Origin of the sequence: Streptomyces sp. NPDC032198 (assembly GCF_040636975.1) — a bacterium.
In the GTDB taxonomy this organism is placed as follows: Bacteria; Actinomycetota; Actinomycetes; order Streptomycetales; family Streptomycetaceae; genus Streptomyces.
In genome coordinates this window covers 254115-280620 of record NZ_JBEZVL010000015.1, presented here as the reverse complement: position 1 = coordinate 280620, position 26506 = coordinate 254115, and the positions used below count along the sequence as shown (strand labels likewise).

Annotated in this window: 26 protein-coding genes; 14 read left to right on the top strand and 12 right to left on the bottom strand. The window is 71.7% G+C overall.

Going from position 1 to position 26506, the window contains the following annotated elements; translation table 11 throughout:
- Positions 1 to 28 precede the first annotated feature (28 nt).
- Together AB0E78_RS34525 and AB0E78_RS34520 are read left to right on the top strand one after the other, a co-directional pair.
- Positions 29 to 655, top strand: coding sequence for a glyoxalase (locus AB0E78_RS34525; RefSeq protein ID WP_361841188.1), 627 nt, complete (start codon positions 29 to 31; stop codon positions 653 to 655).
- A 77-nt stretch (positions 656 to 732) separates the two neighbouring features.
- Positions 733 to 1080, top strand: coding sequence for a VOC family protein (locus tag AB0E78_RS34520; protein ID WP_361841186.1), 348 nt, complete (start codon positions 733 to 735; stop codon positions 1078 to 1080).
- A gap of 27 nt (positions 1081 to 1107) precedes the next feature.
- On the opposite strand, the gene AB0E78_RS34515 is transcribed toward AB0E78_RS34520, so the two are convergent.
- Positions 1108 to 2316, bottom strand: coding sequence for an acyl-CoA dehydrogenase family protein (locus tag AB0E78_RS34515; RefSeq protein ID WP_361841183.1), 1209 nt, complete (start codon positions 2314 to 2316; stop codon positions 1108 to 1110).
- Positions 2317 to 2503: 187 nt separating this feature from the next.
- On the opposite strand from AB0E78_RS34515, the gene rox reads away from it, so the two are divergent.
- Positions 2504 to 3967: a rifampin monooxygenase gene (rox, locus tag AB0E78_RS34510; RefSeq protein ID WP_361841181.1), complete on the top strand. Its 1464-nt coding sequence runs from the start codon at positions 2504 to 2506 to the stop codon at positions 3965 to 3967.
- A gap of 20 nt (positions 3968 to 3987) precedes the next feature.
- On the opposite strand, the gene AB0E78_RS34505 is transcribed toward rox, so the two are convergent.
- Positions 3988 to 5151 carry a hypothetical protein gene (locus AB0E78_RS34505; protein ID WP_361841269.1) on the bottom strand — a complete coding sequence of 388 codons (1164 nt, stop codon included), beginning with the start codon at positions 5149 to 5151 and terminating at the stop codon, positions 3988 to 3990.
- A gap of 692 nt (positions 5152 to 5843) precedes the next feature.
- On the opposite strand from AB0E78_RS34505, the gene AB0E78_RS34500 reads away from it, so the two are divergent.
- Positions 5844 to 6416 (top strand): dihydrofolate reductase family protein, encoded by a 573-nt coding sequence (locus tag AB0E78_RS34500; RefSeq protein WP_361841178.1) that lies wholly within the window; start codon positions 5844 to 5846, stop codon positions 6414 to 6416.
- A 17-nt stretch (positions 6417 to 6433) separates the two neighbouring features.
- Here the strand turns inward: AB0E78_RS34500 and AB0E78_RS34495 are convergent, their stop codons facing one another.
- The 3 genes from AB0E78_RS34495 to AB0E78_RS34485 form a co-directional block, all read right to left on the bottom strand.
- Entirely contained in the window at positions 6434 to 8071 is a 1638-nt protein-coding gene (locus tag AB0E78_RS34495; protein ID WP_361841175.1) for an amino acid ABC transporter substrate-binding protein, read from the bottom strand.
- A 4-nt stretch (positions 8072 to 8075) separates the two neighbouring features.
- Positions 8076 to 10166 carry a hypothetical protein gene (locus AB0E78_RS34490; protein WP_361841172.1) on the bottom strand — a complete coding sequence of 697 codons (2091 nt, stop codon included), beginning with the start codon at positions 10164 to 10166 and terminating at the stop codon, positions 8076 to 8078.
- 158 nt (positions 10167 to 10324) lie between these two features.
- Positions 10325 to 11302: a chlorophyllase gene (locus tag AB0E78_RS34485; protein ID WP_361841169.1), complete on the bottom strand. Its 978-nt coding sequence runs from the start codon at positions 11300 to 11302 to the stop codon at positions 10325 to 10327.
- A 188-nt stretch (positions 11303 to 11490) separates the two neighbouring features.
- Here AB0E78_RS34485 and AB0E78_RS34480 point away from each other — a divergent pair, with 188 nt between their 5' ends.
- Positions 11491 to 12090, top strand: a complete 600-nt coding sequence (locus AB0E78_RS34480; RefSeq protein WP_361841167.1) for a TetR/AcrR family transcriptional regulator — start codon at positions 11491 to 11493, stop codon at positions 12088 to 12090.
- 69 nt (positions 12091 to 12159) lie between these two features.
- Complete coding sequence (locus AB0E78_RS34475) at positions 12160 to 12972, top strand: amidohydrolase family protein (protein WP_361841164.1); 813 nt, start codon at positions 12160 to 12162, stop codon at positions 12970 to 12972.
- 137 nt (positions 12973 to 13109) lie between these two features.
- Here AB0E78_RS34475 and AB0E78_RS34470 read toward each other — a convergent pair whose 3' ends face one another.
- A complete protein-coding gene (locus tag AB0E78_RS34470; protein WP_361841161.1) occupies positions 13110 to 13556 on the bottom strand; it encodes an SRPBCC family protein in 447 nt (148 codons plus the stop codon).
- 154 nt (positions 13557 to 13710) lie between these two features.
- On the opposite strand from AB0E78_RS34470, the gene AB0E78_RS34465 reads away from it, so the two are divergent.
- The gene (locus tag AB0E78_RS34465) at positions 13711 to 14946 is read left to right on the top strand and encodes an amidohydrolase (protein ID WP_361841158.1); all 1236 of its coding nucleotides are present in this window, start codon (positions 13711 to 13713) and stop codon (positions 14944 to 14946) included.
- 27 nt (positions 14947 to 14973) lie between these two features.
- Here the strand turns inward: AB0E78_RS34465 and AB0E78_RS34460 are convergent, their stop codons facing one another.
- The gene (locus AB0E78_RS34460) at positions 14974 to 16182 is read right to left on the bottom strand and encodes a CoA transferase (RefSeq protein ID WP_361841155.1); all 1209 of its coding nucleotides are present in this window, start codon (positions 16180 to 16182) and stop codon (positions 14974 to 14976) included.
- A 188-nt stretch (positions 16183 to 16370) separates the two neighbouring features.
- Here AB0E78_RS34460 and AB0E78_RS34455 point away from each other — a divergent pair, with 188 nt between their 5' ends.
- On the top strand, positions 16371 to 17606 hold the full coding sequence (locus AB0E78_RS34455; protein ID WP_361841152.1) for a metallophosphoesterase: 1236 nt from the start codon (positions 16371 to 16373) through the stop codon (positions 17604 to 17606).
- A gap of 10 nt (positions 17607 to 17616) precedes the next feature.
- Here AB0E78_RS34455 and AB0E78_RS34450 read toward each other — a convergent pair whose 3' ends face one another.
- Complete coding sequence (locus tag AB0E78_RS34450) at positions 17617 to 18000, bottom strand: DoxX family protein (protein WP_361841149.1); 384 nt, start codon at positions 17998 to 18000, stop codon at positions 17617 to 17619.
- A gap of 64 nt (positions 18001 to 18064) precedes the next feature.
- A complete protein-coding gene (locus tag AB0E78_RS34445; RefSeq protein ID WP_361841146.1) occupies positions 18065 to 18640 on the bottom strand; it encodes a TetR family transcriptional regulator in 576 nt (191 codons plus the stop codon).
- A 229-nt stretch (positions 18641 to 18869) separates the two neighbouring features.
- Here AB0E78_RS34445 and AB0E78_RS34440 point away from each other — a divergent pair, with 229 nt between their 5' ends.
- Entirely contained in the window at positions 18870 to 19604 is a 735-nt protein-coding gene (locus AB0E78_RS34440; protein ID WP_361841266.1) for an SDR family oxidoreductase, read from the top strand.
- Between the two features lie 16 nt (positions 19605 to 19620).
- Here AB0E78_RS34440 and AB0E78_RS34435 read toward each other — a convergent pair whose 3' ends face one another.
- Entirely contained in the window at positions 19621 to 20307 is a 687-nt protein-coding gene (locus tag AB0E78_RS34435) for a M23 family metallopeptidase (RefSeq protein WP_361841143.1), read from the bottom strand.
- 52 nt (positions 20308 to 20359) lie between these two features.
- Positions 20360 to 21883, bottom strand: a complete 1524-nt coding sequence (locus AB0E78_RS34430; RefSeq protein WP_361841140.1) for a phosphatase PAP2 family protein — start codon at positions 21881 to 21883, stop codon at positions 20360 to 20362.
- A 79-nt stretch (positions 21884 to 21962) separates the two neighbouring features.
- Here AB0E78_RS34430 and AB0E78_RS34425 point away from each other — a divergent pair, with 79 nt between their 5' ends.
- The 3 genes from AB0E78_RS34425 to AB0E78_RS34415 all read left to right on the top strand — a co-directional run bounded on the left by AB0E78_RS34425 (position 21963) and on the right by AB0E78_RS34415 (position 23641).
- Positions 21963 to 22670 (top strand): PadR family transcriptional regulator, encoded by a 708-nt coding sequence (locus AB0E78_RS34425; protein WP_361841137.1) that lies wholly within the window; start codon positions 21963 to 21965, stop codon positions 22668 to 22670.
- Positions 22671 to 22747: 77 nt separating this feature from the next.
- Positions 22748 to 22882: a hypothetical protein gene (locus AB0E78_RS34420; RefSeq protein WP_361841134.1), complete on the top strand. Its 135-nt coding sequence runs from the start codon at positions 22748 to 22750 to the stop codon at positions 22880 to 22882.
- A gap of 75 nt (positions 22883 to 22957) precedes the next feature.
- Positions 22958 to 23641, top strand: coding sequence for a glycerophosphodiester phosphodiesterase family protein (locus tag AB0E78_RS34415; protein ID WP_361841132.1), 684 nt, complete (start codon positions 22958 to 22960; stop codon positions 23639 to 23641).
- Between the two features lie 29 nt (positions 23642 to 23670).
- Here the strand turns inward: AB0E78_RS34415 and AB0E78_RS34410 are convergent, their stop codons facing one another.
- On the bottom strand, positions 23671 to 24222 hold the full coding sequence (locus tag AB0E78_RS34410; RefSeq protein WP_361841129.1) for a GNAT family N-acetyltransferase: 552 nt from the start codon (positions 24220 to 24222) through the stop codon (positions 23671 to 23673).
- A gap of 93 nt (positions 24223 to 24315) precedes the next feature.
- Here AB0E78_RS34410 and AB0E78_RS34405 point away from each other — a divergent pair, with 93 nt between their 5' ends.
- On the top strand, positions 24316 to 24708 hold the full coding sequence (locus AB0E78_RS34405; protein WP_361841126.1) for a VOC family protein: 393 nt from the start codon (positions 24316 to 24318) through the stop codon (positions 24706 to 24708).
- A 207-nt stretch (positions 24709 to 24915) separates the two neighbouring features.
- Positions 24916 to 26304: an NAD(P)/FAD-dependent oxidoreductase gene (locus AB0E78_RS34400; RefSeq protein WP_361841123.1), complete on the top strand. Its 1389-nt coding sequence runs from the start codon at positions 24916 to 24918 to the stop codon at positions 26302 to 26304.
- Positions 26305 to 26506 lie beyond the last annotated feature (202 nt).

Sequence of the window (26506 nt, the reverse complement as noted above, 5' to 3'; positions counted from 1 at the left end):
AGGCCGTGCCGTATCTAGCGTGATGGACATGGCAAACATCGCATCCGTCACCCTCGGCGTGGCCGACCCCACGGCCGCCCACCGCTTCTACGGCACGGCCTTCGGCCTGGACTCGCAGATACGTCTGCGCGCCTCGGACGAGCCCACCACCGGCTTCCGCGGCTTCACGCTGTCGCTCACGGTGTCCCAGCCCGCCGACGTCAACAGCCTCGTCGATTCCGCCCTCGACGCGGGCGCCACCTCCCTGAAGCCCGTCACGAAGTCGCTGTGGGGCTACGGCGGAGTCGTACGGGCCCCGGACGGGACGATCTGGAAGGTCGCGACCTCGGCGAAGAAGGACACCGGACCCGCCACCCGGCAGATCGACCAGATGGTGCTCCTGCTCGGAGTCGCGGACGTGACCGCGAGCAAGCGCTTCTACGTCGAGCAGGGCCTCGCCGTGGCGAAGAGCTTCGGCCGCGTCTACGTCGAGTTCGAGGGCGGGACGGGCCCCCTCAAGCTGGCCCTCTACCGGCGTCGCGCCCTGGCCAAGGACGCCGGTGTCACGCCCGACGGCACCGGATCGCATCGCCTCATGATCGGCGGCGACGCCGGCCCCTTCACCGACCTGGACGGGTTCGCCTGGGAGGCCGCGACTCCGGCAGCCTTGTCCTGACTCGACGCGTGCACGACCGCGCCCACCCGGAGAGAATCAGGGACACGTCCGATCCCGTCCGCCGGCAGGAGTCACTCATGTCCATTCGCCGGGCCATGCCCGATGTCCGGTCCGAAGCCATGGAGGAAAGCCGGGACTTCTACGGCCTCCTTGGGTTCGAGGAGGTCATGAACCTCGGCTGGGTCATGACGCTCGGCTCCCCCTCCAACCCCACGGCCCAGGTCACCTTCATGAGCCACGACAGGACGGCGCCCGTCGTGCCCGACATGAGTGTCGAAGTGGACGACGTGGACGCGGTGCACGCGGCGGTGCTCAAGAGCGGCGCGGAGATCGTGCATCCCTTGCAGGACGAGGAGTGGGGGGTGCGGCGGTTCTTCGTACGTGATCCCAATGGCCGGGTCATCAATGTGGTGAGCCACCGGTGATCCCACCTCGTCGTCACGCGTCGTCGTTCACGCGTCCAGGCCTCCCCGCTTGACCAACTGGCTCGCGATCACGTTGCGCTGGATCTCGTTGGTGCCTTCGCCGACGATCATCAGTGGGGCGTCGCGGAAGTAGCGCTCCACGTCGAACTCGGTGGAGTAGCCGTAACCGCCGTGGATGCGCACCGCGTTGAGGGTGATCTGCATGGCCGTCTCGGAGGCGAAGAGCTTGGCCATGCCGGCCTCCATGTCCACACGGCGGCCCGCGTCCGCCTCCCGGGCCGCGTACAGGGTGAGTTGGCGCGCGGCGGTCAGCGATGTGGCCATGTCGGCCAGGTAGTTGCCGATCGACTGGTGCTTCCAGATCGGCTCGCCGAAGGTCTCGCGCTCCTGGGCGTAGGCGAGGGAGTCCTCGAAGGCGGCCCGGCCGACCCCCAGTGCGCGCGCCGCGACCTGCAGCCTTCCGGTCTCCAGGCCCTTCATCATCTGCGCGAAGCCCTTGCCCTCGACTCCGCCGAGTACGGCATCGGACGGCGCCCGGTAGTCGTCGAACGACAGCTCGCAGCTCTCCACACCCTTGTAGCCGAGCTTGGGCAGATCGCGCGAGACGGTCAGGCCGGGGCCGTGCTCGACGAGCAGGATGGAGATGCCCTGGTGGGCGGGGCTCGCGGCCGGGTCGGTCTTGCACAGCAGGGCGATGAGCCCGGAGCGGCGGGAGTTGGTGATCCAGGTCTTCGCCCCGTTGACGACGTATCCGCCCGAGTCTGTGGCCTTGTCCCCGCCCTCGCCCCCGCCCTCACCCTGCTCCTTGCGGGCGGAAGTCCGCATGGCCTGGAGGTCCGAGCCGCCGCCCGGCTCGGTGAGCGCCATGGTCGCCCGGATCTCGCCGGTGGCCATCTTCGGCAGGTACCGGCGCCGCTGTTCCTCCGTACCGAAGTGGAGCAGCAGCTTCGCCACCACGGTGTGGCCGCCCATCGCCCCGGCCAGGCTCATCCAGCCGCGGGCGAGCTCCTCGGTGACGAGGATGTAGCAGGGCGTGGAGACCGGGGTGCCGCCGAATTCCCCGGGGACGGCGAGGCCGAAGACGCCGAGGTGCTTCATCCGCTCGATCAGGGCCTCGGGATAGGTGTCGGAGTGCTCCAACTCCCGCACCACCGGCTTCACTTCATTGTCGACGAAGTCCCGCACCGTGCTCACGACGAGCTGCTCGTCCTCGGACAGGATGTCCAGAGTGCTCATGCTGTGACGCTCCTCGGCGGCTCTCGAAGTGCCTCTGCAAGTGCGTCCATGGCCGCTCACGACAAAGGCAAGGAGCGTCCGCACTCCTTGCCTTTCTCAACTTATAGCTGATGGGGGGCCTTGCGGCAAGGCCCGGGTGCTGCCGCAGAATCATCGGCCTGAGCCGGAATCCAGCGGAATGAGAACGATGATTGACGTGATCGTGGTCGGCGGCGGACCGACCGGTTTGATGCTGGCGAGCGAGCTTCGGCTGCACGGTGTGCACACCGTCGTCCTGGAGAAGGCGGCCGAGCCCACCGCGCAGTCGCGCGGGCAGGGTCTGCACGCGCGCAGCGTCGAGGTGATGGCCCAGCGCGGGCTCCTTGACCGGTTCCTCGCGGTCAATGAGAAGTTCCAGGTCGGCGGCCTGTTCGGCGGCATCGTGAAGCCGTGGCCGGACACGCTGGACACGGCCCACCCGTACGGGATCGCCACCCCGCAGCCGGTCACCGAGCGGCTGCTGTACGAGCGCGCGGTCGAACTCGGCACCGACATCCGGCGCGGCTGCGAAGTGGCCGGGCTGAGCCAGGACGAGGACGGGGTGACCGTCGAGCTGATGGACGGCACGCACCTGCGCTCGCGTTACGCGGTCGGGTGCGACGGCGGCCGCAGTGCCGTGCGCAAGCTGCTCGGCGTCGAGTTCCCGGGCGAGGCCGCCAAGGTCGAGACCCTCCTCGGCGAGATGGAGGCGACCGAGGACCCCGCGACGATCGCCGCCGCCGTCGAGGAAGTCCGCAAGACGCACCTGCGGTTCGGCATCAGCCCGGGCGAGGGCGGGACGTACCGCGTCGTCGTCCCCGCCGACGGGGTGGCCGAGGACCGTGCCACCGAGCCGACCCTCGACGACTTCAAGCGGCAGTTGCGGGCTCATGCGGGCACCGACTTCGGCGTGCACGCGCCGCGCTGGCTCTCCCGGTTCGGCGACGCGACGCGTCAGGCCGAGCGCTACCGGGTGGGCCGGGTGCTGCTGGCGGGCGACGCGGCGCACATCCACCCGCCGACCGGCGGGCAGGGGCTCAACCTCGGCGTGCAGGACGCGTTCAACCTCGGCTGGAAGCTGGCCGCGGCGGTCGACGGCTGGGCGCCGGAGGGGCTCCTCGACAGCTACCACGACGAACGGCACCCGGTGGGCGCCCGTGTCCTCGACAACACCCGCGCGCAGATCACGATGCTCGGGACCGATCCGGGTGCGACGGCGCTGCGGGAGCTGTTCGCCAAGCTCATGGACTTCAAGGAGGTGAACCGGTACGTGACCGGGATGATCACCGCGGTGGACGTCCGCTACGACTTCGGCGAGGGCCACGAGCTGCTCGGCAGGCGGCTGCGGGACGTGGAGTTGAAGCAGGGGCGTCTCTACGAGCTGATGCACGACGGCCGGGGGCTGCTGCTCGACCGGACCGGGAGGCTCTCGGTCGCCGGGTGGGCCGACCGGGTCGATCACGTCGTCGACGTCAGCGAGGAACTGGACGTGCCCGCCGTGCTCCTGCGGCCCGACGGCCACGTGGCGTGGGTGGGCGAGGACCAGGAGGATCTGCTGGGCCGGCTGCCGACGTGGTTCGGCGCACCGGGCCACGGTGCCGCGGCGACCGGCACGCGGCCTTCCGTGGCGTAGACGGTTGAGCCTCCCGGGCCTCAGCCGACCTGCATGTGGAACTGCACGAGGCGTTGCTGGACGAGGTTCGCCGTGCCGCGCTGACGGCCCGGCACGCGGCGCCGCAACGCGACCAGGGCCGGGCCGAGTTCGCGGACGGTGTCCGGGTCGCGGACCTGCTCCCACTGGTGGTGGGCCAGGTCCGCGGCTGCCTCGACCTCGGGGGCGTCGGGGGCCTGGCCCGCCGTGATCCGGGTGGAGACCACGGCCAGCCAGATCTCGCAGCTGCGCCCCGGATCCTTGGCGAAGATCGCCAGATGTCCGCGGACCTCCATCCAGTGCACCACCTCGGGCGAGGAGGGCCCGTAGGTACGCAGTGCCTCCTGCTCCCAGACCGCCGCCATGGCCGCGGCCTCGCCGTGCCGCCCCTCCTCCACGGCCTTGGTGATCGCGGCATGCGGGTCCGCGCCGGCCGCCCGCGGCGCCGTCGAAGGGGGCGCGACGGGGGCGGGGGCCTGCTGCTGGGCGGGCACCGGCGTTCCGTTGCGGTTGGCTCCAGGGAAGGGGGTCACGGCCGGTCCTGCGGAGAGCAGCATGTCGTCGGCGCCGCCCTCCTCCACCGTCTGGGCCGCGACGTGCTGGTGCAGGTCCGGGAGCGGCGGCCGGTGCCCGCTCCGCAGGACCGTCGCGAGCGCCTTCATGTACGAGGGTGCGGCGACGGCACGCCGGCGGGGCGGCGGAGCGATCCGCCCGTACAGCGCCACGCCCGGCCCCACGTCCAGGGGGCGCTGCGCGAGTTGCTGCCAGCTGTCCGTGTCCGCGTGCAGGTCGGCGATGACGGTCGTGCTGCCCGGCGGGCGCAGCCGCAGCTCCTGGGCGATCCAGTGCCAGGGGAAACCGGTGTAGCGCACCGTCGCCGCCGTGGTCCGCGCCAGCGCCACATGCTGCAGCCGCTGACGGCGGTCGAGATGCAGCTGTCCGACCAGGTACACCGTCAACGGCCCCGGCGTCAGCGCGGCCGCACGCAGCCGAGTGAGCACGGTCTGCGGGTCGAGCGGGTCCGCGAGCTCCACGACACTCGCGGTCGCGGTCCCGGCGAGCACCGCCGGCGACACCGCCGCGAGTACGGGCAGCACGGAGGCCGCATCCACCATTCGGGCCTTGCCGACCGGCGCCGCCGCAATCAGCAGCGCGGTCCCAGGCACCGTCCCCTCCCCAACAGTCACCAGAGCACCGTATCCGCTGCTCACCTCGGGGGCGGCAGCGGCGGTCCCTCTTTCACCCCGACCACCCGCTCAACAGCACGGTTCTCACGGTCCGGTGCCGTCAACTTCCTCTCAAGTGCCCATCAGGCGGCGGGGACGAGCGCGCAGGGCCCGCTTCTTCTGTGGCCGCGGGGGTGTCGGGTCGCGGGGGTATCGGGCCGTCGAGGGCGGGTACGCGGGTGGGGTCCGGGCAGTGGTCGGTGTTGCCGGAGCCTGCGGCCGCCACCGGGTTCAGCGGCGGCGGCCGAGGCGCTCCCGGGGGCAGGCTCCCCCTGGATCCCCAGGAGCGGGTGTCCGCACCGGTCGGCGACAGGGGTCCGCGGGAGTGGTCCCCTGACGCGACAGCCGGCGGGACGGGCCGGTGTCCATGCGTCCGCTGCAAGGAAGTATGGACCCGGCAGCCTTGGTCGCCGATATGCCTGCCGCGCGGTCGGGCCGACCGGGGGCTGGGGCGGGCCTCGGCGTCAGGGTAGAACGAGCGGGCGGAAGCGGACAATGCCTTCCGGCCTCCTGGTGGCCGCCGCTTCATGGGCGGAGGATGACCGATTACTTTCCGCGTGGACCGCGGTCAGTACCTCCGAAACCGTGAAGATGAGCGGCGACGCAACAGCACACGACCAGGAGATGTTCAGATGCGTACATTGATCAGCACCGCTTTCGTCTCGCTCGACGGTGTCGTGGAGGCTCCGGGCGGCGAGCCCGGTTACCGGAACTCCGGCTGGACCTTCAAGGACGTGGAGTTCCTCCCGGAGGCGTTCGAGATCAAGGGCCGTGAGCAGCAGGAGGCCGCGGCGATGCTGCTCGGCCGGGTCAGCTACGAGGCGTTCAGCCCCGTGTGGCCGGGCATGGAGGACTTCGCCGACTACAAGGAGATGCCGAAGTACGTCGTCTCCACCAGCCTCACCGAGGGCGACCTGGTGTCGGACTGGGGCGAGACCACGATCCTGCGCTCCCTGGACGACGTGGCCGCCCTGAAGAAGACCGAGGGCGGCCCGATCATCATGCACGGCAGCGCCACCCTGAACCGGAACCTCTCCGACGCCGGTCTGATCGACCGCTACCACCTGCTCGTCTTCCCGTTGCTGCTCGGCGCGGGCAAGCGCCTGTTCAGCGACACGGACAAGGACGCCCAGAAGCTGCGGCTCGTCGAGCACGAGGCCTACGCCAACGGTCTGCAGAAGAACGTCTTCGACGTCGTCCGCTGAGGCCCCACCGGTTTTCGCTAGCCGCCCCGTACGACGCAGTCCTCCGGCTGCGGCTTTCCGGTGGGCCAGGCCAGGGCCACGTAGTCCAGCGTGCCCGGCCCCGCCTTGGTGCCGGGTTTGAGGGCGACGACCGCGAGCGGCTTGTCGTACGGGTTGCCCGCCTTGGTGAGGCAGATGCGGCCGCTCGTGCCGTTCACGCGGTTCTTGGACTGCATCGTGGCCCAGCGATTGCCCACCTGCTCGGCGGAGGGGACCGCCTCTCCGGTGGGCTTCGCACCCCGGATCGCCTCGACCGCGGTGTGCACCCCGTCGTGCACCATCATGGTGCGGGAGTCACCCAGTTGCACGTCGCCGATGTCGCGGCCCGCCGATTTCAGCGCGGTGATCGTGGCATCGAGCCGGTTCAGCTCGGCCAGCGGATCACGCAGTGAACCGGGAGCCTTCGACGCGGGCGGCCTCTTGCCGGTGCCGTCCTCCTCGTCGTCCTGCCAGCGCCGTATCTCGGTGCGCCAGGAGTCGGGGTGGGCCGGTGCGGCGTACTGCACGGTCATACGCGGTTTGCCGGAGCTGTCGCGGAGCTCGGCCCAGTCCTCGTCGGTCATACGGTTGTTCAGCGAGGCCGCGTCCGAGCCGGACACCACGGTGAACTTCCGGTCCTCGCACGCCTCTTGGGCCAGGCGCTTCAGGAAGAGACGCAGGTGCGTCGAACGGCCCGCGAAGTAGATGGTGTCCGCGCCCGAGTTGCAGATCGTGTTGACCGTCGGCCTGAACTGGTTGTCGACATCGCCGGGGTCGGCCACGCCGGGGGACGTGAAGGTCATGTCGTCGGGACCCGGCGGGCCGTCCTCCGGGAGCCCCTGGAAGGCGCGCGCGAGGGAGCGGACGTACGGGTCGGGGCGGGTGTCGCGGACCAGGACGGTCTGGCGGTCCTTGCGGCTGCCGTTGAAGGCGGCGAGCGCCCGGGCCTGTTCCTCGTTGGTGGGGATGATGCGGGCGAGACCCTTGAAGTCGTACGTCCCGTCCTTGCTCTCCTCGTTGGCCAGGGAACTCGCCGAGGCCCGCGCCACGAGGACCGGCACCTGCTGCCGGGTGAGGCTGCGCACCGCGTCCTTGGTGGCGTCCAGGGAGAGGTTGAAGCCGGTCACCGCTCGCAGGTTGTCGCTCCCGGAGCGCGCCATCCGCACCAGGTCCGGCACGACATCGGCCTGCCGGAGGTAGTCCTTGCCGGGGTTGGCGAGCACCAGCCGTACCACCGGCTTGCCCGCCTCCCGGTTGGCCCGGTACTGCGCCAGGAAGGCGCCCTGCAGTTCGCTGCGCAGCTGCCGCCGCTCGGCCTTGGAGTCCGGCTGCAGCGGGAGCATCATCGCCACGGTGACGTGCGGCCGTTTGTCGATGCGGCGGTTCTCCTCGGCGATGCGGGCCGCGACCGGCGCGATCAGGGGCTCCCCGAAGTCATAACCGGAGCCGTTGACGCCGATGCACTCGCCGCCGGACTCGGTGACGCCCTGGGCACAGTTGTCCGCCTCGTCGGTCAGCTTCGCGACGAGGCCGTACGCCCCGACGGCGAGGGCGGCCGCCACGGCACAGGTGATGATCTTCCTCAGGAGTGTGTTCCACAGGTGCTCGTGCAGCCAGTCGGCGGTGGTCCGGAACATCAGCTCAGCTCCCCTCTCCGATGTGGGCCGTGCAGGAACAGGACTGCAGGGGCTGCCGGTTGCGGGCCCTGCGGTCCCACACCCCGGCCCGTGCGGCGAGCACCGGCGCGGCGCCCGCGTACTCCCGGGCGAGCTCCCGCAGCAGTTGCGCCATGCGGTCCGCGGCGGCGATGTCCGGCGGCCGGGTGCGCTCCTCGCAGAGCCACACGGCGTGCAGCAGCTCGTCCAGTTGGCGTTCGAGCCTGGTGCCGTCGACCCGGGCCACCGTCATCCGGGCGTGCCGTTCGTCGTGGCCGCCGGGTGCGGGGGCCTGGGCGAGCGCGAGGAGCTGGTCGCACCACTCCTCGGCGCCCGCGCCGTCCGCCGGGAACCGGGCGGCGAGGTGGTGCACGGCGCGCTCGGGGCCGTTGGCGACCAGGTCGTGGTTGAGGCCGTGGGCCGCGGTGGTGCCGAAGGCACGGTCGGGCGCCTCGGCCCTGCTGCGGTAGTGCGTGTGCAGGAGGCTGTGGTTGCGGCGCCATTCGGCACCCGCTTCGGGCGGTCCGTGCAGCCTGCTCATCAGGAGCTGCCGGAGGCCGAAGTCGCCGATGAAGTGCCGCTCGCAGGGGAGCCAGCCGCTCTCCAGGAGGTACCGCCCCACGTCGTCCGCGCTGAGCCCGCCGGCCAGCTGTTCCAGCTCGGGGCTGCGCAACAGGGCGCGGGCGCAGTCGCCGGTGTGCGCGACCGAGAGCTGCGTCAGCAGGTCGAGCCAGCGGTCGGTGTGCTCGACGGGCAGCCGCTCGGGGAGCTGCCTCAGCACCAACTCGGCCAGCAGGACGTCCCGTACGGCGCGGGGCTCCCCGTCGAGGCCCGCGGGCTGGTCGAGGAGTTCCCGGTCGTTGTCCAGCTCCGGCAGCTCCCCGGCCGCCTCGACCAGCCGCTGTACCGTCCGGGGACGGTGGCCCGAGAGGCGGTGCACCGCACTCTGCGCCCGGCGCAGCCGGGCCGCTTCCGGGGCGCCGCCGGTGTGCTGCTGCAGCTCCTTGTGGATGTGTTCCGTGGTGAGCAGCGGCATCCGCAGGAGCAGCACGCCCTGCCCCAGCCGGCCACGGGCGGGGAGCCGTTGCCAGCCGGGCGGCTCTTCCTGGTCCGGCCGGTAGTCGGCGGGGTCCTCGGTGCGTGGCTCGTCGGCCAGGAACAGCGGCTCCGCCATCCGCTCGCTCGCCACGATCACCGTACGCTCGCGGTGGCCGTCGGCCCGGTCGCCGAGCGCGGCCGCCAGGAGCACCCGGCCCACCGGCCAGTTGGCGTGTTGCAGCAGTACGGCGGGGCGGCCGACGCGGGTGAGTGCGGCGCCGATGCCGGTGTAGGCGGCGTCCAGGTCCTCGCGCAGGGCGCGGAAGAGGAAGCCCTCCGCGAACCTCCTTTCCTCACCGCCCTGTTGGAAGTCGTGGGCGAGCAGCCGCAGTCCGGTTCCCGCGCTTCCCGCGGCGCCGGGGTAGTCGCCGTAGGTGGCGCGCACCGGTTCGGCACCGGTGCGCGCCAGCTTCTCCAGGAACTCCGTCAGCGCGGCGCCCACGAGTGGCGCCGCCGCGGGGGCGACGACCCCGGCGAGCGCGGACAGATAGCCGGTCAGCACGTTGCGGACGAACCGGCCGAGTCCCTTCTTCGTCTGCAACAGCGCGCGGTAGCGCTCCAGTTCCTGTTCCAGTTCGCGCCGCCGCAGCCGCGCGCCCGCCGCCACCGCCGCCATCCCGGCGAAGAAGCGGGGTGTGGGGAGCGCTCCCCCCGGGCCCTCCCACTCGCTCATCCGCAGGGCGACGTCGTACATCGCCTCCGTCGCCTCCGAGCGACAGGAGGGGCGCCGGGCGGCCTCTTCCGCGAACCGCGTGTCCGCACAGTCCACGTGCGCCACCGGCACCTTGCGCCCCAGCCGGTCCCGCAGCAGCTCGAGGAGCCGCTGCTTGCCCATGCCCGGCCCGCCGGTGAGCAGCACGACGGGCAGGTCGGGCCCGTACAGCAGCTTCTCGTCGCGGCCTCTGGCGTTCCGGCCCAGCAGCCTGGGAAAGAAGCCTTCGTCCTCGATGAGCCCCTCGAAGCCCAGTTCCCGGCCCATCCGGCTTACCCCCGTGCCGTGCGTGGCCGCTGTGCGGCGAGTGGTCAATGTCGCACGGAGCGTACTGGGCACGCCTTCCGAATACATCAACTTTTCGGCATGAAAGGTCAGTTGGCGTATTCGCTGGACACATCCTGGATACCGGCCCGGGGCGGCCGCTATTTGACCGTGATCCGTCCGACCGGGTCGGGGTCGGCCGTCAGGGCGTCACGCTCCGACTGCCAGGCGGAGTCCCCGGGGTAGAGCTCGCTGCGGAGGTATGCGCTGGTGAGGCGCTGGACCGCGGACACCCGGCCGGGGTTCTCGTCCGTCGTCTCGGCGACGTCGTATCCGGAGATTCCGCCGAGCCCGTGCTCCCCGCCGAACAGGGTGAGCAGGGACTTGGGGCCCGGGGCGAGGACGTAAGGATCGGCGTGCCAGTCCGCGCCCGCGACCGTCATGTGGGCCGACTCGTCCTTGTCGCCCGTGACGACGAACGTCGGCGTCGCCATCGTGGAGAAGTCGGTGGTCGAGAAGAAGGGGTAGTTCTTGGCCACCTCCTCGGTGAGGGCGTCACCGCCCCTGCCGGGTGACGCGAGCAGGACGCCCGCCTTGATACGCGGGTCGGCCAGGTCCACCTCCGTTCCGTCGTCGGGATCGGTGAGCCGGGCGCCGAGGAGCAGGCTCGCGGTGTGCCCGCCCATCGAGTGCCCGGCCACGGCGACCTTGCCGCGGTCCAAGCGCCCGCCGAGATGCGGGACGGCGGACTCGATGACGTCGAGATGATCGAGGATGTGCCTCATGTCCTCGACCCGCGACCGCCAGCACAGGGGCGCCCCGGGCGTGTCGGGGGCCAGGCTCAGCGTCCGCGAGCTCAGATGGGTGGGCTGGATCACGACGAAGCCATGTGCCGCCCAGTAGTGGGCGAGGGGGGCGTAGCCGTTCAGCGAGGAGAGGTGGTTCGAGAAGCCCTGGCCGTGCGAGACGAGGATGACCGGCAGGTCGCTGCCGGTGACGGGCGCGGAGACGCGCATCTCCAGGTCCACGGCACGGTCGGGGGTCGGCAGGACCACGGGACCGACCGATACGAAGGGACTGGGCGAGGGGACGGGGCCGGGCGAGCCGGAGATGTCGGGGGCGGAAGTCGATGCATTCACGATGCGCATTCCCCTTCGATGGCCTCCGCTGCCGGTCTCGCGCGATCGGCAGCCAAGGAGGCGGGACGGTGTGGGAGGCAGAGCAGTGTGAAACGTGGCGCCTCAGATATGCTGCAAGCGGAACGCTGTTCCGATTACGATACGGAACCGTGTTCCGCTTTGTCAACGACCGTTGGAAGGAGAGCGTGATGCCCGCCGCAAGCAACTCCGGAGAGGCGCCGGCCCGCAGCAAGCGGGCCGACGCGCAGCGCAATGAACAGACGCTGCTCACCGCCGCCGCCGCGGTGTTCGTCACCTCCGGTGTCGACGCACCGATCCGCGAGATCGCGGCCACGGCGGGTGTCGGGGTGGGAACGATCTACCGCCACTTCCCCACCCGGGCGGATCTCGTCGCCGCCGTCTACCGGCACCAGGTCGAGGCGTGCGCCGAGGCCGGCCCGGCCCTGTTGGCGGACACCGGCTCTCCCCTGGCGGCGCTTCATCGATGGGTCGACCTCTTCGTCGATTTCCTGGTCACGAAGCACGGCCTCGCCAACGCGATGCAGTCGGACAACAGCGGCTTCGAAGCGCTGCACACGTACTTCCTCGACCGGCTCGTGCCCGTCTGCGAGCAGTTGCTCGACGCCGCGGTCGACGCGGGCGAGATCGAGCCCGGCACGCGCGCCTATGAACTGATGCGCGGCATCGGCAACCTCTGCATCGGGCATGACAGCGACCCCGGCCGCTACGACTCCCGCCGCTTGATCGAGCTGCTCCTGCGCGGCCTGCGGCAGCAGCAGTCACACTGACTGACCACTACGCCCGCACCTCTCCCGCACCCCTCACCCACCCCAACCCCTGTTCAGGAAGGGAATCCTGTGCCGGTCATCGACGCGTGGATGCAGCACCCGACGCTCCGCCACTCCAACCACGAGATGTTCGAGTCGTTGCGCCGGTGGACGGGGATGGAGCTGCTGGACGAGCCGTTGCCGGTCGCGGCCACCGTGGCCGCGATGGCCGCGGCCGATGTCGAGATCGGCCTCTCGGCGGCGTGGTACGGACCCCAGGGCCCGCTGATCAGCAACGACGAGGTCGCCGATTTCGTCGCCAGGTCCGACGGTCGGCTGCGCGGAGTCGCCGGGGTGGACCTCACCCGGCCGGTCCGGGCCGTGCGGGAACTGCGCCGCGCGGTGGACGAACTCGGCTTCGTGGCCCTGCGGATCGTGCCCTGGCTCTGGCAACTGCCGCCCACCGACCGGCTGTACTACCCCTTGTACGCCGCCTGCGTCGAACTCGGCGTCCCGTTCTGCACCCAGGTCGGGCACACCGGTCCGCTGCGTCCCTCCGAGACCGGTCGGCCCATCCCGTACATCGATCAGGTCGCGCTCGACTTCCCCGAACTGTCCATCGTGTGCGGCCACATCGGCTACCCGTGGACCACGGAGATGATCGCGGTGGCCGACAAGCACGCCAACGTCTCCATCGACACCAGCGCCTATACCGCCCGCCGTTACCCGCGCGAACTGGTCGACTATCTGCGCGGCCGGGGCCGCCGGAAGGTGCTCTTCGGCACGAACTACCCCATGATCACCCCGGCCAGGGCGCTGGAGCACCTGGCCGAACTGGACCTGGACGAGGAGACCACCGAGCTGTTCCTGTCCGGCAACGCACGACGGATCTTCCGCCTCTGATGCCTCCGCCCGCCCGAAGGGGGTGGGGCTGGCACCACCCGCCGACCGGTGGCTGTCCGGCTGCTTCTGGAAGACGACACCGTCGAGGTAACGCCTCGGGGTCGTGCGCCCGGCGCCCGCGTTGGGTGACGCCCGGATCAGATGTTGCGGCCGTGTTCACTCACCGCGATGCGGGCCAGTTTCGTCAGCATCATGCCGTTGCGGACCGCGACTACGTAGTCCACGGGGAGGCCGTGCATGCGGGTGCCGGGGCCGCGGAGCGGGTGCCAGTCGAGGGTGAGGAGGGTGTGCTCGCCCCAGGGGATCAGGTTCATGGCGATGCGGGCCGCTCCGAAGGGGCCCGCCTTCGCCTCCAGTTGGAGGCGGCTCTCCGGTTCGCTGATCCGTACGACGCAGATGTCGTCCAGGAGCAGCGGGCCGACGCCGACCCGGACCTTCAGGCGGGCGCCCACCGCCGGCCAGTGCGGGTCCGCGGCGAGCACCTCCTGGGTTCCCGTCACCCACTCCCCGTACCGGTGGCCGTCGGACAGCAGGCTCCAGACCTCGGCAGGCGAGGCCAGGATCAGACGGCGGTTCCGGGACACGCTGCCCACACTCCTCCTGGGGGGGTATGGCACGATTTTTGCACCTTGCCACCTCAGGCGCCTTCCGAGGCGTCGCTGCCGGGTGCCACGCCCTGTGCGAGGGTGACGGGGAGGGTGATCTCCGCCCCCGTATGCCCTGAATGCAAGGAGCCGCATGCCTACCGCAGCGAGCCTGGCCCTGGACCTCACCTCCGGGGTGAAGACGCGTGACATCGAGGCGCTCTACCAGGACCTGCATCGCCACCCGGAGCTCTCCTTCCAGGAGCACCGCACGGCCGGGGTCCTCGCCGAACGGCTGCGGGGCGCCGGGTACGCGGTGACCACCGGAGTCGGGCGCACCGGCGTCGTGGGCGTCCTGGAGAACGGCGACGGACCCGTGGTGTGGCTGCGCGGCGACATGGACGCGCTGCCGGTCACGGAGACCACGGGGCTCGCGTACGCCTCCACCGTGGACGGCGTGATGCACGCCTGCGGCCACGACATGCACATCACCTGGCTGACGTTCGCCGCCGAGGCGCTCGCGGCCGCCCGGGAGACGTGGACCGGCACCGTCGTGGTGATCGGGCAGCCCGCCGAGGAAGGGGGCGGCGGAGCGGAGGCGATGGTCGCCGACGGGCTGCAAGAGCGGTTCCCCCGCCCCGACGCGGTCTTCGGCCAGCATGTCGCCCCCGGCCCCGCGGGCTTCGTCTCGCACACGCCGGGGCTGATCATGTCGGCCGCCGACGACCTGCATATCGTGGTGCCGGGGGTCGGCGGCCACGGTTCACGGCCCGAGGCGACCGTCGATCCGGTGGTGACCGCCGCGTACATCGTCACGCGGCTGCAGACCATCGTCTCCCGCGAGGTGTCAGCGGCGGAAGCGGCGGTGCTGACCACGGGACAGTTCAACGCCGGGCAGCGGCCCAACATCATCCCCTCGGAGGCCCGGCTCGGCCTGAACCTCCGTACGCAGGACGCGAAGGTGCGCGAGCGGGTCCTGGCCGCCGTCCGCCGCATCGTCGAGGGCGAGTGCCAGGCCGCCGGGTGCCCGACGCCGCCCGAGGTGAACGCCGGTGCGAGCTTCCCCGCCACGGTCAACGACGCGGCGCTTGACGCGGAGATCGCGGCCCTGCACGGCGAACTGTTCGGCACGGACCGCGTGGTCGACTTCGGGCCCGCGATGGGCAGCGAGGACTTCTCCCTCCTCGTGCCCGCCGGGGTGCCCTACGACTTCTGGTTCGTGGCCTCGACACCGGAGGCCTCCTGGCATGAAGCCCCGGGGCAGGGGCTCGGCGAGAAGATCACCGGGGTGCCGGGCAACCACAGCTCGCTGTTCGCCCCGGACCTCGCGGTCCTGCTGCCGGGCGTACGGACGCTGGTGGGCGCCGCGCTGCACCGGCTGGGCACCTGAGACGGCACCTGAGACCCCGCGGAGACGTCAGGGTTCCTGCGGAGGGGCGAGCAAGCGGTCGATGTCCGCTTCGTCGTAGCCGAGTTCGGCGAGTACGTCCCGGCTGTGCAGGCCGAGCGTGGGAGGCGCGGTGCGCACGGCGGGGCGTTCGCCGCGGAAACTGACGGGGAAGGCGACCTGCCGGAGCGGGCCCACATCGGGGTGGTCGACCTTCTGGACCATGCCGAGCGCCGCGGTCTGCGGGCAGTCGTAGACCTCGTCGAGAGTGCGGATCGGGGCGACGGGCACGCCGCGCGGCTTGAGCAGCGCGCACCAGTGGGCCACCGTCTCATCGACGAGTACCGCCTCCAGCTTGGCGTTGAGAGCCCTGCGGTGGGTGACGCGGGCGCGGTTGGTGGCGAAGCGCGGGTCGTCGGCCCACTCGGGGTGGCCGAGTGACTCGCTCAGCCGCCGGAACAGTCCGTCGCTGCCGACGGCGATCACGAAGTACCCGTCCGCTGCCGCATAGGCCTGGTACGGGACGAGGCTGGGGTGGCCCGAGCCTAGGCGGGTGGGCCGTTCCCCGGTGGCGAAGTAGCCCGTGGCCCAGTTGATGTGCAGGGCGAGCTGCGACTCGTAGAGGGAGGTCGTGACGTACTGGCCGCGTCCCGTGCGCTCACGCTCGACGAGGGCCGAGGTGACGCCGATGAGGCCGAAGAGGGCCGCGCCGAGGTCGCCCATCGCGTAACCGGCCTTGACGGGCGGTCCTTCCGGCTCGCCGGTGAGCGACATCAGACCGGCGCTCGCCTGCGCGACCATGTCGTACCCGGGCTCGTCGCGCAGCGGTCCCGTGTCGCCGAACGCCGAGATGTGGAGCAGGACCAGACGGGGGTAGCGCTCGCTGAGCGCGCGGTAGTCGAAGACGTCGGCCAGGGAGCTGCCGGGGCGGAAGTTCTCCACCATCACGTCCGCGTCGGCGAGCATCCGGTGCACGGCGTCCTGCCCCTCGGGGGACTTGAGGTCCAGGGTCACCGAGCGCTTGTTGCGGTTGGCCGCCAGGTAGTAGGTGGCGTCGGGGCCGTTGAAGGGCGGGCCCCAGGCGCGGGTCGGGTCGCCGCCGCGGGGGTGCTCGACCTTGATGACGTCCGCGCCCAGGTCGGCGAGGGACATGGTGACGTACGGGCCGGCGAGGATCTTCGAGAGGTCCACGACCTTCAGGCCGGCCAGGGGTGACGCGGGGCGGGGTTCGTCGGGCATGTACGGCGGCCTCCTTGGCCGTGGCGAACGCGGGCCCGTCCATCGTCGGCCAGGGCCGGGGCCCGCTGCCGGGCAGGGGTGCTCCGGGGCGGTGGCCGGACGGCCTTCGCCGGCCCGGTGGCCATGTCTACACCGTTAATTCGCCTGATCGTCTTCCTCTGTCCGCGCCGGTATGGGAGAACGCTCTGATGTGCGATGACGAACTGATACCGCCCCGGGCGGACTTGACCGAGAAGCAGTGGCTGCGGGCCGACGCGCCGCTCGCCCGGGACCTCGCCGACACGTGGGGGCCGCAGGCCGTCGCGCTCGGCCGGCGCACGCTGCTCGGCGGTGCCGCCGCCGGGGCCGCGCTCGCCGTGCTGCCGTTCGGCGCGCCGCAGGCCACGGCGCAGGCCACGGCGGCCCGGGGCGTCACGAAGTTCCCCTTCCCCGACGCGCCGAACCGGAAGGGGGAGTTCGCCGTCCTGGTGACCGGGGACTCCGGCACCGGCGGCGAGGAGCAGCTCGCCGTGACCGAGGCCGCCCGGCGGGTATGCCGTGACGAGGGCATCTCGCTGGCCGTCGGGCTCGGCGACAACATCTACGAGAACGGGCCGGAGTCCGACCACGACTCCGAGTTCCGGGACAAGTTCGAGACGCCCAACACCGGCATCGACGTCCCCTGGCTCATGGTCCTCGGCAACCACGACTGCTCCGGCCTGATCCCGGGCAGCGGCGGTGACCCCTCGCGCGGCGACCGCGAGGTCTCCTACGCGGCCACCTCACCCCGCTGGTACATGCCGAGCCGCTACTACAACGTCGCCCTGCCGCCGTCCGGGGACGCGGGGCACGGCGACCCGGTGGTGGAGTTCTTCGCCCTCGACACCAACCCCGTGGCCTCGACCGTCGCCCAGACCTCGGCCCAGTACAAGTGGGACGGCCCCTACATGCGCGCCCAGCGCCAGTGGCTCGACGCCTCGCTGGCCGCGTCCCGGGCCCGCTGGAAGGTGGTGCTCGGCCACCACCCCTACCTGAACAACGGGAAGCACGGCAGCGCCGGTTCGTACGACGGATTCCTCATCGGCCACTACACGCGCGGGATCCACCTCAAGGAGCTGTACGAGCAGGTGGTGTGCGGCAGGGCCGACCTGATCCTGTCCGGGCACGACCACACCCTCCAGGTCCTGGAGCCCACGACCCGCACGGCCGGCACCCGCCAGATCGTCTGCGGGGCCGCCGCCAAGTCCGGTGACGGCAAGGCCCACTTCGACCACCCCGCCGCCTGGCAGAACTTCTCCGACGTGGGGTTCATGGTCCTGAAGGTCTCCGAGCGGGCCATGACCGTGGACACGTACACGGTCGACGTCTCCACCCGGACCGCGCGTCTGGCCCACACCACGACGACCTCCACCGCGGTCGCGGGCCGGAACAGCCCCGTGGGCTAGCGGGCCTGACTCAGCCGCGCCGTGACTCCGCCTGCCCCGCCACGTTCCTCGCCCACAGCACGAGCGGGACCTGGAGCGGCAGGCGGCCGAGCGCCGCGGCCCTGAGCGGGGCGGGGCGGCGCCGCCAGTCCACCGCCATCCGCACGTTGGCGGGGAACACCCCCACGAAGAACGCCGCCGTGGCCAGCGCGGCGGTGCGCCGGGTGCGGGGCACCGCCACTCCGGCCGCGAGGGCCAGCTCGACCACACCGCTCGCGTACGTCCAGGTGCGCGGCGCTCCGGGCAGGACGCGCGGCACGGTGGCGTCGAACTGCTTCGGCGCGGCGAGATGAGCGACCCCGGCCCCGGCCAGCAGGCCGGCCAGGAGCAGCGGGGAACGGGGCGCCAGCGGCATGCGGTCTCCTCGGGTGGGGACGGGAGGCAGACCTTACTCGACAGTAACCCTGAGGTCAGCGGTGTCAGCGGGTCCCGTGCGTCAGGCCGTCCAGCAGGAGGTCCAGGAGGCGTTCGGCCTGCTCGCGCTGTTCGGGCCTGGCCGACGTGAGCGCGATGCCGGCCAGCGCGGCGAACAGGTCGGCCGGCCGGAGGTCGGAGCGGATGACACCGGCGGTGACCCCCGCCTCCAGGAGCGAGGAGAGCGCCCCCTGGATCATCTCGCGACTGTCGGCATAGGGGTCGCCCCCCGAGGCGACGACGGCCCGCAGCGCTTCGGCCATGCCGAGCTTGGCGGTCGCGTAGTCGATGAAGCGGCGCATCCAGGCGCGCAGGGCATCCCGCGGCGGCAGCGTCGCCAGCAGATCGGGGACGGCGTCGCACAACCGGGCCACTTCGTTGCGGTAGGCCGCCTCGATCAGCGCCTCCCGCGTCGGGAAGTTCCGGTAGAGGGTGCCGGTTCCCACGCCCGCCTCCCGGGCGATGTGCTCGAAGTGCGCGTCGAGCCCCTGCTCGGTGAACATCCGCACCGCGGCGGCCAGGATCTTGTCCCGGTTGCGCTGCGCGTCCGCCCTCAGCGGGCGGCCTGCCTCTCGGCCCATCAGTGGCTCTCTCCTGCCCTACGCCGTCGGCTGCCGTCCGCCGCCGTCTCCTCCCCCATCTTCTCCTGCCTCCGCACGCCTTCACTCACCCCCTGCTTGCTATGTGGAGGCGCCTCCACATAACGTGAAGCCGCGAAGTGGAGGAGCCTCCACTTTATCTCCCGGGGTACGGGGCTGCCCTCCACCCCAGGGAGGACCTCTTCTGAAAGGACTGCCGATCATGTCGGGAATCGCGGGAATCGCGGGAAAGGTCGTCGCGATCACGGGTGCCAGCAGCGGCATCGGCGAGGCGACCGCTCTCCTCCTCGCCGAGCGCGGCGCGAAGGTCGTGCTCGGCGCACGTCGCCCGGAACGCCTCCGGGCGCTCGCCGCCCGCATCGAGCAGGCGGGCGGCGAAGCCGCCTGGGTGCGCACGGACGTGACACGGAGCGCGGACCTGAACGGCCTCGTCGAGCTCGCGCGCGACCGCTTCGGCAGGCTCGACGTCCTCGTCAGCAACGCCGGGGTCGGTCTGATCTCGCCCCTCGACGACCTCCGCGTCGCCGACTGGGAACAGATGATCGACGTGAACCTCAAGGGCGTCCTCTACGGCATCGCCGCCGCCCTGCCCGTCTTCCGTGAACAGGGCTCAGGACACTTCGTCAACACCGTCTCCACCGCCGGACTGCGCATCGTTCCGCTCCAGTCGGTGTACGCCGCCACGAAGAACGCCGTCCGCACCCTCTCGGAGGGCCTGCGCCAGGAGGCCGGTGACAGCCTGCGCGTCACCGTCGTCTCCCCCGGCTACGTCCGTACGGAGTTCGCAAACCACATCGACTCCGAGGTGAAGGCCAAGATCCTCGACTCCATGGACGCGTTCGGCCTCTCACCGGACGCGGTGGCCCGCGCGATCGCCTTCGCCGTCGAGCAGCCGGACGGTGTCGACGTGGGCGACATCGTCGTCCGCCCCACCGCGCAGGCCTGAGCCGCCGCCCCTCACCTCACAGCAGCCGTGCGCCGCGCTTCGCGAGATACCTGACCGGATTGATGTCCGACCCGTAGCCGCGCCGTGACCGGATCTCCAGGTGGAGGTGGGGCCCGGTGGCCCGGCCCGTCGCCCCACTGCTGCCGAGCCGGTCGCCGGTGCCGATGCGGGCCCCCTGGCGCACGGAGATGCGGGAGAGGTGTCCGTACACGGCGTAGTGCCCGTCCCGCAGCCGCACCGTCACCGCCTTGCCGTACGCACCCGACCAGCGGGCCAGGACCACGGTGCCCGCGCCGACGGCGTGCACCGGGGTCCCCGTGGGGACGGCGAGGTCGATGCCGGTGTGGTGCCCGGCGATCCAGTTGCCGCGCACGCCGTAGCGGGCGGATACGCGGAAGCCCCGGCGCAGCGGCAGGGCGAACTTGCGGCGAGGTTTTTCCGGGGCGAGCGCGCGGCTCTCCGGGGTCGCCTCGTCCGCCTCGGCGAGGGCTTCCTCGAACTCCTCGTCGTAGCCGAGTCCGCAGCCGCCGTCGGACTCCGCGGCGGCGTGCGCCGCCGGGGCCGCGGGGGCCGCCACCGTGAAGGCGCCGCCGGCCAGAAGGACCGCGGCGACGCTCAGTACGTCGCGTCGTGTGGTGCCCGCTTCACGCGGGCTGTCTATGTCGTAGCCCATGAGGGCCAGCACACTGGCGACGGCCGCCACGCGCACTCCGAGTGCTCCGCTTGGCGTAATACCTCCGGTGACCGCGTCGCGGTCAGTCGAAGGTCGGCCGGTACACCGTGAGCGCTTCGGGGAGCTTGTCGAGGATCAGCGCGGCGGGCGCGGGGGCGAGTTCGCCGTCGTACGCCATCTGGGTGCCCTCGGGCAGGTCCGAGATGACCAGCCGCTGGGCCTTGGCGGACGCGTACAGGCGGGTCTTGGTGAGCTGGCCGACGATCGCCGCGGCCAGCAGGCGGCTGCGCGCGAAGCGCCCGCCGTGCGCGATACGGACGTCGAGCAGCCCGTCGGCCAGGTCGTGCCTGCGCACCGGTGCGATGCCGGAGCTGCGGTAGGCGCCGTTGCCCGCGAAGAGCAGCCACATCGAGCGGGCCTTGCCGTTCACCACCGCGCTCAGCGGCCGCCCCGTGTGCACGATCTGGGCGACGCCGAGCAGGGCGGCGGGCGGACCGCCGACCTTCGGGGACCATTCCTCCCTGATGCGTACGAGCTCGGGGTAGGCGCCGAGGCTGAACGTGTTCAGGAAATACACCGGCTCGGAGTACGTCGTGCCCTCAGGACCGGTTCCGGCCAGGGGCTTGATCCGGCCGACGTCGGCCCGTACGGCGCTGCCCTCGGCGAGGGCGACGCAGGCGTCCGCGACCGTGTCGACGCCCAGGTCCGCGGCGAAGTGGTTGAACGTTCCGCCGGGCAGCACCATCAGCGGCACGTCGAAGCGCAGGGCCGCGCTCACGGCGGCGTTCACCGTGCCGTCTCCCCCGCACACGCCGAAGACGCCGCCGCGCCGGGACGCGTCCCTGGCCGCTTCCTCCAGGACCTTGGGCAGCGGCCCCGCTTCCTGCTCGTACAGGATCACCTCCGCACGCGGCAGGGCCGTCTTCAACTGCCGGACGGGGTCCATGAGTTGCGGCTGGGCCCCGGACGAGGGGTTCACCACCACGACGAGGCCCTCACCGTCAGGGAGCGCGGGCGCGTCCGTACGGGGCCGGGCGGGCGGCGGCAGCTGCGCCCTGGAGGGCACCATGCCGCGCACCGCGTAGGCGGCGCCCACGCCGAGGGCCGCGCCGACCAGGACGTCGCTGGGGTAGTGCACGCCGGTGTAGACACGGGAGAAGGCCACCGACGCCGCCACGGGGGCCACGACCGCGCCCATCCCCCGCGACTCCAGGGCCACACCCGTGGCGAAGGCCGCCGCCGACGCCGAGTGCCCGGAGGGGAAGGAGCTGGTGATCGGCTGGCGGGACAGGTGCCGTATCACCGGCACCGTGTCGAGCACCGGGCGCTCGCGGCGCACCGCGCTCTTGCCCAGGGTGTTGACCGTGGCCGACGCGAGGGCCAGCGAGGCGACGCCGCGCACGGCGGCACGCCTGCCCCGCGCGCCGCCGAACGCCCACATCCCCGCCGCGATGCCGAACCACAGCAGCCCGTGGTCGGCGCTCCGGCTCAGTCGTGGCAGGACGGGCTGCGCCGCCGGCCAGGAGCGGGCAGCCACGCGGCGGAACGCCAGGCGGTCGGTGGCACCGAGCAGTCTGCGGATGTGCGGCGTCGGAAGATCACTCATGAACCCCCTATACCCCAGTACGTCCTTCGCACCGCACACATCTTGCGCCGGCGCTGTGACGTTCACTTCAATCAGTCATATGGCAGCCCCTGGTCCCCCTTCACCGCAGCGCCCCAGCTCACCGCGGGGGCCGCTGCCGCCGACCGCCTGGGCCGTGCTCGGTCTGCTCTCCTTCCCCGGGGAGCGGACGGGGTACGAACTGAAGAAGTGGGCGGACGCCTCGCTGCGCCACTTCTACTGGTCGCCCGCCATCAGCCAGATCTACGCCGAGCTGCGCCGTCTCGAAGCGCTCGGGTACGCGTCGTCGCGGCGCTCGGGACCCGAGGAGCCCCGCGCGAAGCGGTCGTACTCCATCACCGCGGAGGGCCGTGCGGCCTTGATCGGATGGGCCGGGGGCACCCAGGACGCGGGGCCGGCCGTTCTGAAGCACCCGCTGCTCCTGCGGGTCTGGCTCGGGCATCTCGCGTCGCCGGAGCATCTGCGGGCCCTGGTGACCGAGCACATCGCGCACACGCGGGGCGAGCTGAAGGAGGTGCACGACGCGCTCGCCCGCGCGGACGGGGAGGCGGCCTGGACGCATCCGCAGATCGCGCTCCGCTGGAGCGGGCGCCGGCTCGAGGCGGAGATCGGGCTGGCGGAGGCGATGCTCGCGGATCTCACGGAATTGGCCGCGCCGACGCCCGTACCGCCCGCCCGGACAGCCGCCCCGGCACCCGCCGAGCGCACCGAAACGGACGCCTCCGCCCTCCCCGGTCAACCCCCCGGGAACTCGCCCACCCACGGGTGACGTGGCTCGCGGCGCGGGGGCCCCAGCCGGTAGGACGGGCGGGGTCAGCCGACCCCGCCGTTTGGAGCAGTGCGCCTGTGACCACCCGTGCCGTCCTTGTCGCCGCCGTCATCACCGGGCTCCTGCTCGGGATCGTGGGAAGCAGAACGGACGACTCCGATCGCTCGGGGCACCCGCGTACGGGCGGTTCCATCGCGGAGGCGGGCCGTTAGGCTGCGACATTGCCGCGTGGCACCGCCGTCCTCGCCGCGTGGCTCCGAGCCGCCGTCGACGGAAGCGAGTGAACCTTGAACTTCCTCACCATCGGTCATCGCGGGGTCATGGGTGTCGAACCCGAGAACACCCTCCGGTCCTTCATCGCCGCGCAAGCCGCGGGCCTCGATCTCATCGAGCTCGATCTGCATCTGAGCAAGGACGGCGCCCTCGTCGTCATGCACGACGCCGACGTGGCCCGTACGACCGACGGCAAGGGGCCGATCGCCGAGAAGACCCTGGCCGAGCTGCGTGAGCTGGACGCGGGGCGCGGCGAGCGCATCCCCGTCTTCGAAGAGGTCCTGGACGCGGTGAAGGCGCCGCTGCAGGCCGAGATCAAGGACGTGGCCGCCGCCCGCGCCCTCGCCGACGTGATGCACCGGCGCGATCTGGTGGGCCGGGTCGAGGTGATCTCCTTCCACGACGAGGCGATCGCCGAGATCGCCCGCCTCGTCCCCGGCGTGCGCACCGCGCTCGTCGCGAGCCGCTTCGGCACGGACGTCGTGGAGCGCGCCACGGCGGTCGGGGCCACCACCCTCGTCCTGAACATCCGGCGGCTGACGCTGGAGATCGTCGAGCGGGCCAAGAAGGCCGACCTGCGGATCATCGGCTGGGTCGTGAACACGCAGGACGACCTCCGGCTCGTCCGCGCGCTGCAGTTGGACGGGGCGACCACGGACTACCCCGAGATCAAGCGGACGGGCCGGTTCACGGCCTGACCCGGCGGGCGCCCCGACCGCGTCGGGGCTCAGCCGAGGGGCTTGACCAGCAGCTCGAACTGCAGGTCGTCCCGCTGCGGAATGCCGAACCGCTCGTCGCCGTACGGGAAGGGAGTCATCTTTCCCGTACGGCGGTAGCCGCGCCGCTCGTACCAGGCGATGAGGTCGTCGCGTACGGAGATCACGGTCATGTGCATCTCCCGGACGCCCCACGCCTGGTGGACGGTCCGCTCGGCCTCCGTCATGATCACCTTGCCGAGGCCCGCGCCCTGGAGGGCCGGGCTCACCGCGAACATCCCGAAGTAGGCGTGCTCCCCGCGGTGTTCGAGCTGGCAGCAGGCGATGATCTCGCCGTCGCGCTCGACCGTGAGCAGCTTACTGGCAGGCGCCTTGATGACGTCGACGACTCCCTGCGGGTCGGTCCGCTGGCCCTCCAGGATGTCCGCCTCCGTGGTCCAGCCGGTCCGGCTGGAGTCACCGCGGTACGCCGACTGGATCAGCGTGACGAGCGCGTCGACGTCCGCTTCGGTGGCGTCCCGGAAGGTGAGGTCGCTCGTGCTGGGGCGCGGTGCGGTGTCCATGGGGCGGGTTCTCCGATCTCTCTGGCCCACCGCTGTCGGGCGCGGCGTGGGCGAGGCACCGTCGAGCGTATCCCCCCACTAAGGTGCGGCTGCATGGTGCATGTTCTGAGCAGCAGAATCCTTCTCCGCCCCAGCGACCCCGAGCGTTCACGCGCGTTCTACGGCGACGCGCTGGGCCTCGCCGTCTACCGCGAGTTCGGTACGGGCCCCGAGCGCGGCACGGTCTACTTCCTGGGCGGCGGCTTCCTCGAGGTGTCCGGCCGCTCGGAGGCCCCGCCCGCGCCCGGCCTCCAGCTGTGGCTCCAGGTGGCGGACGCGCGGGCGGCGCACGCGGAGTTCGTGGCGCGGGGGGTGGAGGTGGTGCGGGAGCCGGTGAAGGAGCCCTGGGGTCTCGTCGAGATGTGGATCGAGGATCCGGACGGCGTCAAGATCGTCGTCGTCGAGGTTCCGGAGGACCATCCCATCCGGTACCGGCCGGGGATCTGACGGCTCTCCCGCGCGTCCGGGAAGAGGGCGTGAAGCGGACGGACTAACTCCAGCCCGCCGGGGCAGGCGGCTGGTTCGACGGTTCGGGAGTATTCGTCCGACGGTCCGGGGTACTCGGGTTCCTCGCCCGGCGCACCCGAGGTGCGCCGGGCGGCCCCTCGTCGGAGGATTGACCGGACCCCTCGCCCAACCCTGGAGCGATCTCGTATGCAACGTCCCCGGATTCTGATCATCGGCGGTGGCTTCGCCGGTATGGAGTGCGCGCACAAGCTGGAGCGGACGCTCAAGGCGCAGGACGCCGAACTGCGGCTCATCAGCCCGCAGGACCACCAGCTGTATCTGCCCCTGCTTCCCCATGTCGCGTCGGGTGTGCTGACCCCGCAGTCGGTCGCGGTGCCGCTGCGCCGCATGCTGCGCCGTACGGCGATCGTGCCGGGCGGGGCCATCGGCGTGGACCCGGCCGCGAAGGCCGTGATCGTACGGAAGATCAACGGCGAGGAGGTCGTGGAGCGCTACGACTACCTCGTCCTGACCCCGGGCAGTGTGACCCGGCAGTTCGACATTCCCGGGGTCGACCAGCATGCCGTGGGCGTGAAGACGCTGGCCGAGGCCGCCTGGATCCGCGACCACGTGATCTCCCAGCTCGACCTGGCGTCGGCGAGCTCGGACCGGGCCGAGCGTGAGTCCCGGCTGCAGTTCGTGGTCGTGGGCGGCGGGTACGCGGGCACGGAGACGGCGGCGTATCTGCACCGTCTGACGAGTGCCGCGGCCAAGCGGTATCCCGGCCTCGATCCCTCGCAGATCAAGTGGCACCTGGTCGATGTGGCACCGAAGCTGATGCCCGAACTGGGCGACCGGCTCGGCGAGAAGGCCCTGGACATCATGCGGCGGCGTGGGGTCGAGGTGTCGCTCGGGGTGACGGTGGACAAGGCGACCGAGGACACCGTCACCCTCACCGACGGGCGCGCGCTGCCCTGCCGGACGCTGATCTGGACCGCCGGTGTCGCGCCGAGCCCGCTCATCGCCACGCTGGGCGCCGAGACCAACAAGGGCCGCCTGGTCGTCGACCCGGAGCTGACGGTGCCGGGCATGGACGGCGTGTTCGCGCTCGGCGACGCGGCGGCCGTTCCCGACCTCGTCAAGGGCGGCTGCGCGATCTGCCCGCCGACCGCGCAGCACGCGATGCGCCAGGGATGGGCCGCCGCGAAGAACGTCACCGCAGCGCTACGGGGCGCGGCCCTCACCCCCTACCGGCACAAGGACATGGGCCTGGTCGTGGACCTGGGCGGCATCCAGGCCGTGTCGAAGCCGATGGGTGTGCAGTTGACCGGGTTGCCCGCCCAAGTCGTCGCGCGTGGCTACCACTTGGGGGCGCTGCGTACCGTCACCGCACGTTTCCGCACGGCGGCGAACTGGGGGCTGAACGCGCTGGCGGGCGACGACTTCGTCCGCACCGGCTTCCAGTCCCAACGGCCCGCCACCCTGGCGGACTTCGAGAAGACGGACGTCTATCTCTCGCCGGAGGAGATCCACGCGCGGATGACGTCGGATGTGGCGGCACGTTCGATGGCCCCGGAGAAGCCGCTGTTCCCGTAACAGGGTTTCCGCGGAGGCCGGTGCTCGCAGCCGGCGGGCGCCGGCCTTCGCGCGGGAGCACCACCGGATGGTGCGCGCACGCCGGGGCAGCCGATACCCCTGCGCGGACACGGTGCCACGCGGCGATCAGCTCGCGGACGGGCTGGTCCCGGCGACAGCTCGCCGACGGGCTGGTCCCGGCGACAGCTCGCCGACGGGCTGG

Coding starts and splice junctions, on each gene's coding strand:
- AB0E78_RS34525 (WP_361841188.1), top strand. CDS start 29: ATGGCAAACATCGCATCCGTCACCCTCGGCGTGGCCGACCCCACGGCC.
- AB0E78_RS34445 (WP_361841146.1), bottom strand. CDS start 18,640: ATGGGCCGAGAGGCAGGCCGCCCGCTGAGGGCGGACGCGCAGCGCAAC.
- AB0E78_RS34495 (WP_361841175.1), bottom strand. CDS start 8,071: ATGTTCCGGACCACCGCCGACTGGCTGCACGAGCACCTGTGGAACACA.
- AB0E78_RS34490 (WP_361841172.1), bottom strand. CDS start 10,166: ATGGGCCGGGAACTGGGCTTCGAGGGGCTCATCGAGGACGAAGGCTTC.
- AB0E78_RS34430 (WP_361841140.1), bottom strand. CDS start 21,883: ATGAGTGATCTTCCGACGCCGCACATCCGCAGACTGCTCGGTGCCACC.
- AB0E78_RS34425 (WP_361841137.1), top strand. CDS start 21,963: ATGGCAGCCCCTGGTCCCCCTTCACCGCAGCGCCCCAGCTCACCGCGG.
- AB0E78_RS34410 (WP_361841129.1), bottom strand. CDS start 24,222: ATGGACACCGCACCGCGCCCCAGCACGAGCGACCTCACCTTCCGGGAC.
- AB0E78_RS34460 (WP_361841155.1), bottom strand. CDS start 16,182: ATGCCCGACGAACCCCGCCCCGCGTCACCCCTGGCCGGCCTGAAGGTC.
- AB0E78_RS34480 (WP_361841167.1), top strand. CDS start 11,491: ATGCCCGCCGCAAGCAACTCCGGAGAGGCGCCGGCCCGCAGCAAGCGG.
- AB0E78_RS34400 (WP_361841123.1), top strand. CDS start 24,916: ATGCAACGTCCCCGGATTCTGATCATCGGCGGTGGCTTCGCCGGTATG.
- AB0E78_RS34455 (WP_361841152.1), top strand. CDS start 16,371: ATGTGCGATGACGAACTGATACCGCCCCGGGCGGACTTGACCGAGAAG.
- AB0E78_RS34520 (WP_361841186.1), top strand. CDS start 733: ATGTCCATTCGCCGGGCCATGCCCGATGTCCGGTCCGAAGCCATGGAG.
- rox (WP_361841181.1), top strand. CDS start 2,504: ATGATTGACGTGATCGTGGTCGGCGGCGGACCGACCGGTTTGATGCTG.
- AB0E78_RS34405 (WP_361841126.1), top strand. CDS start 24,316: ATGGTGCATGTTCTGAGCAGCAGAATCCTTCTCCGCCCCAGCGACCCC.
- AB0E78_RS34515 (WP_361841183.1), bottom strand. CDS start 2,316: ATGAGCACTCTGGACATCCTGTCCGAGGACGAGCAGCTCGTCGTGAGC.
- AB0E78_RS34500 (WP_361841178.1), top strand. CDS start 5,844: ATGCGTACATTGATCAGCACCGCTTTCGTCTCGCTCGACGGTGTCGTG.
- AB0E78_RS34450 (WP_361841149.1), bottom strand. CDS start 18,000: ATGCCGCTGGCGCCCCGTTCCCCGCTGCTCCTGGCCGGCCTGCTGGCC.
- AB0E78_RS34465 (WP_361841158.1), top strand. CDS start 13,711: ATGCCTACCGCAGCGAGCCTGGCCCTGGACCTCACCTCCGGGGTGAAG.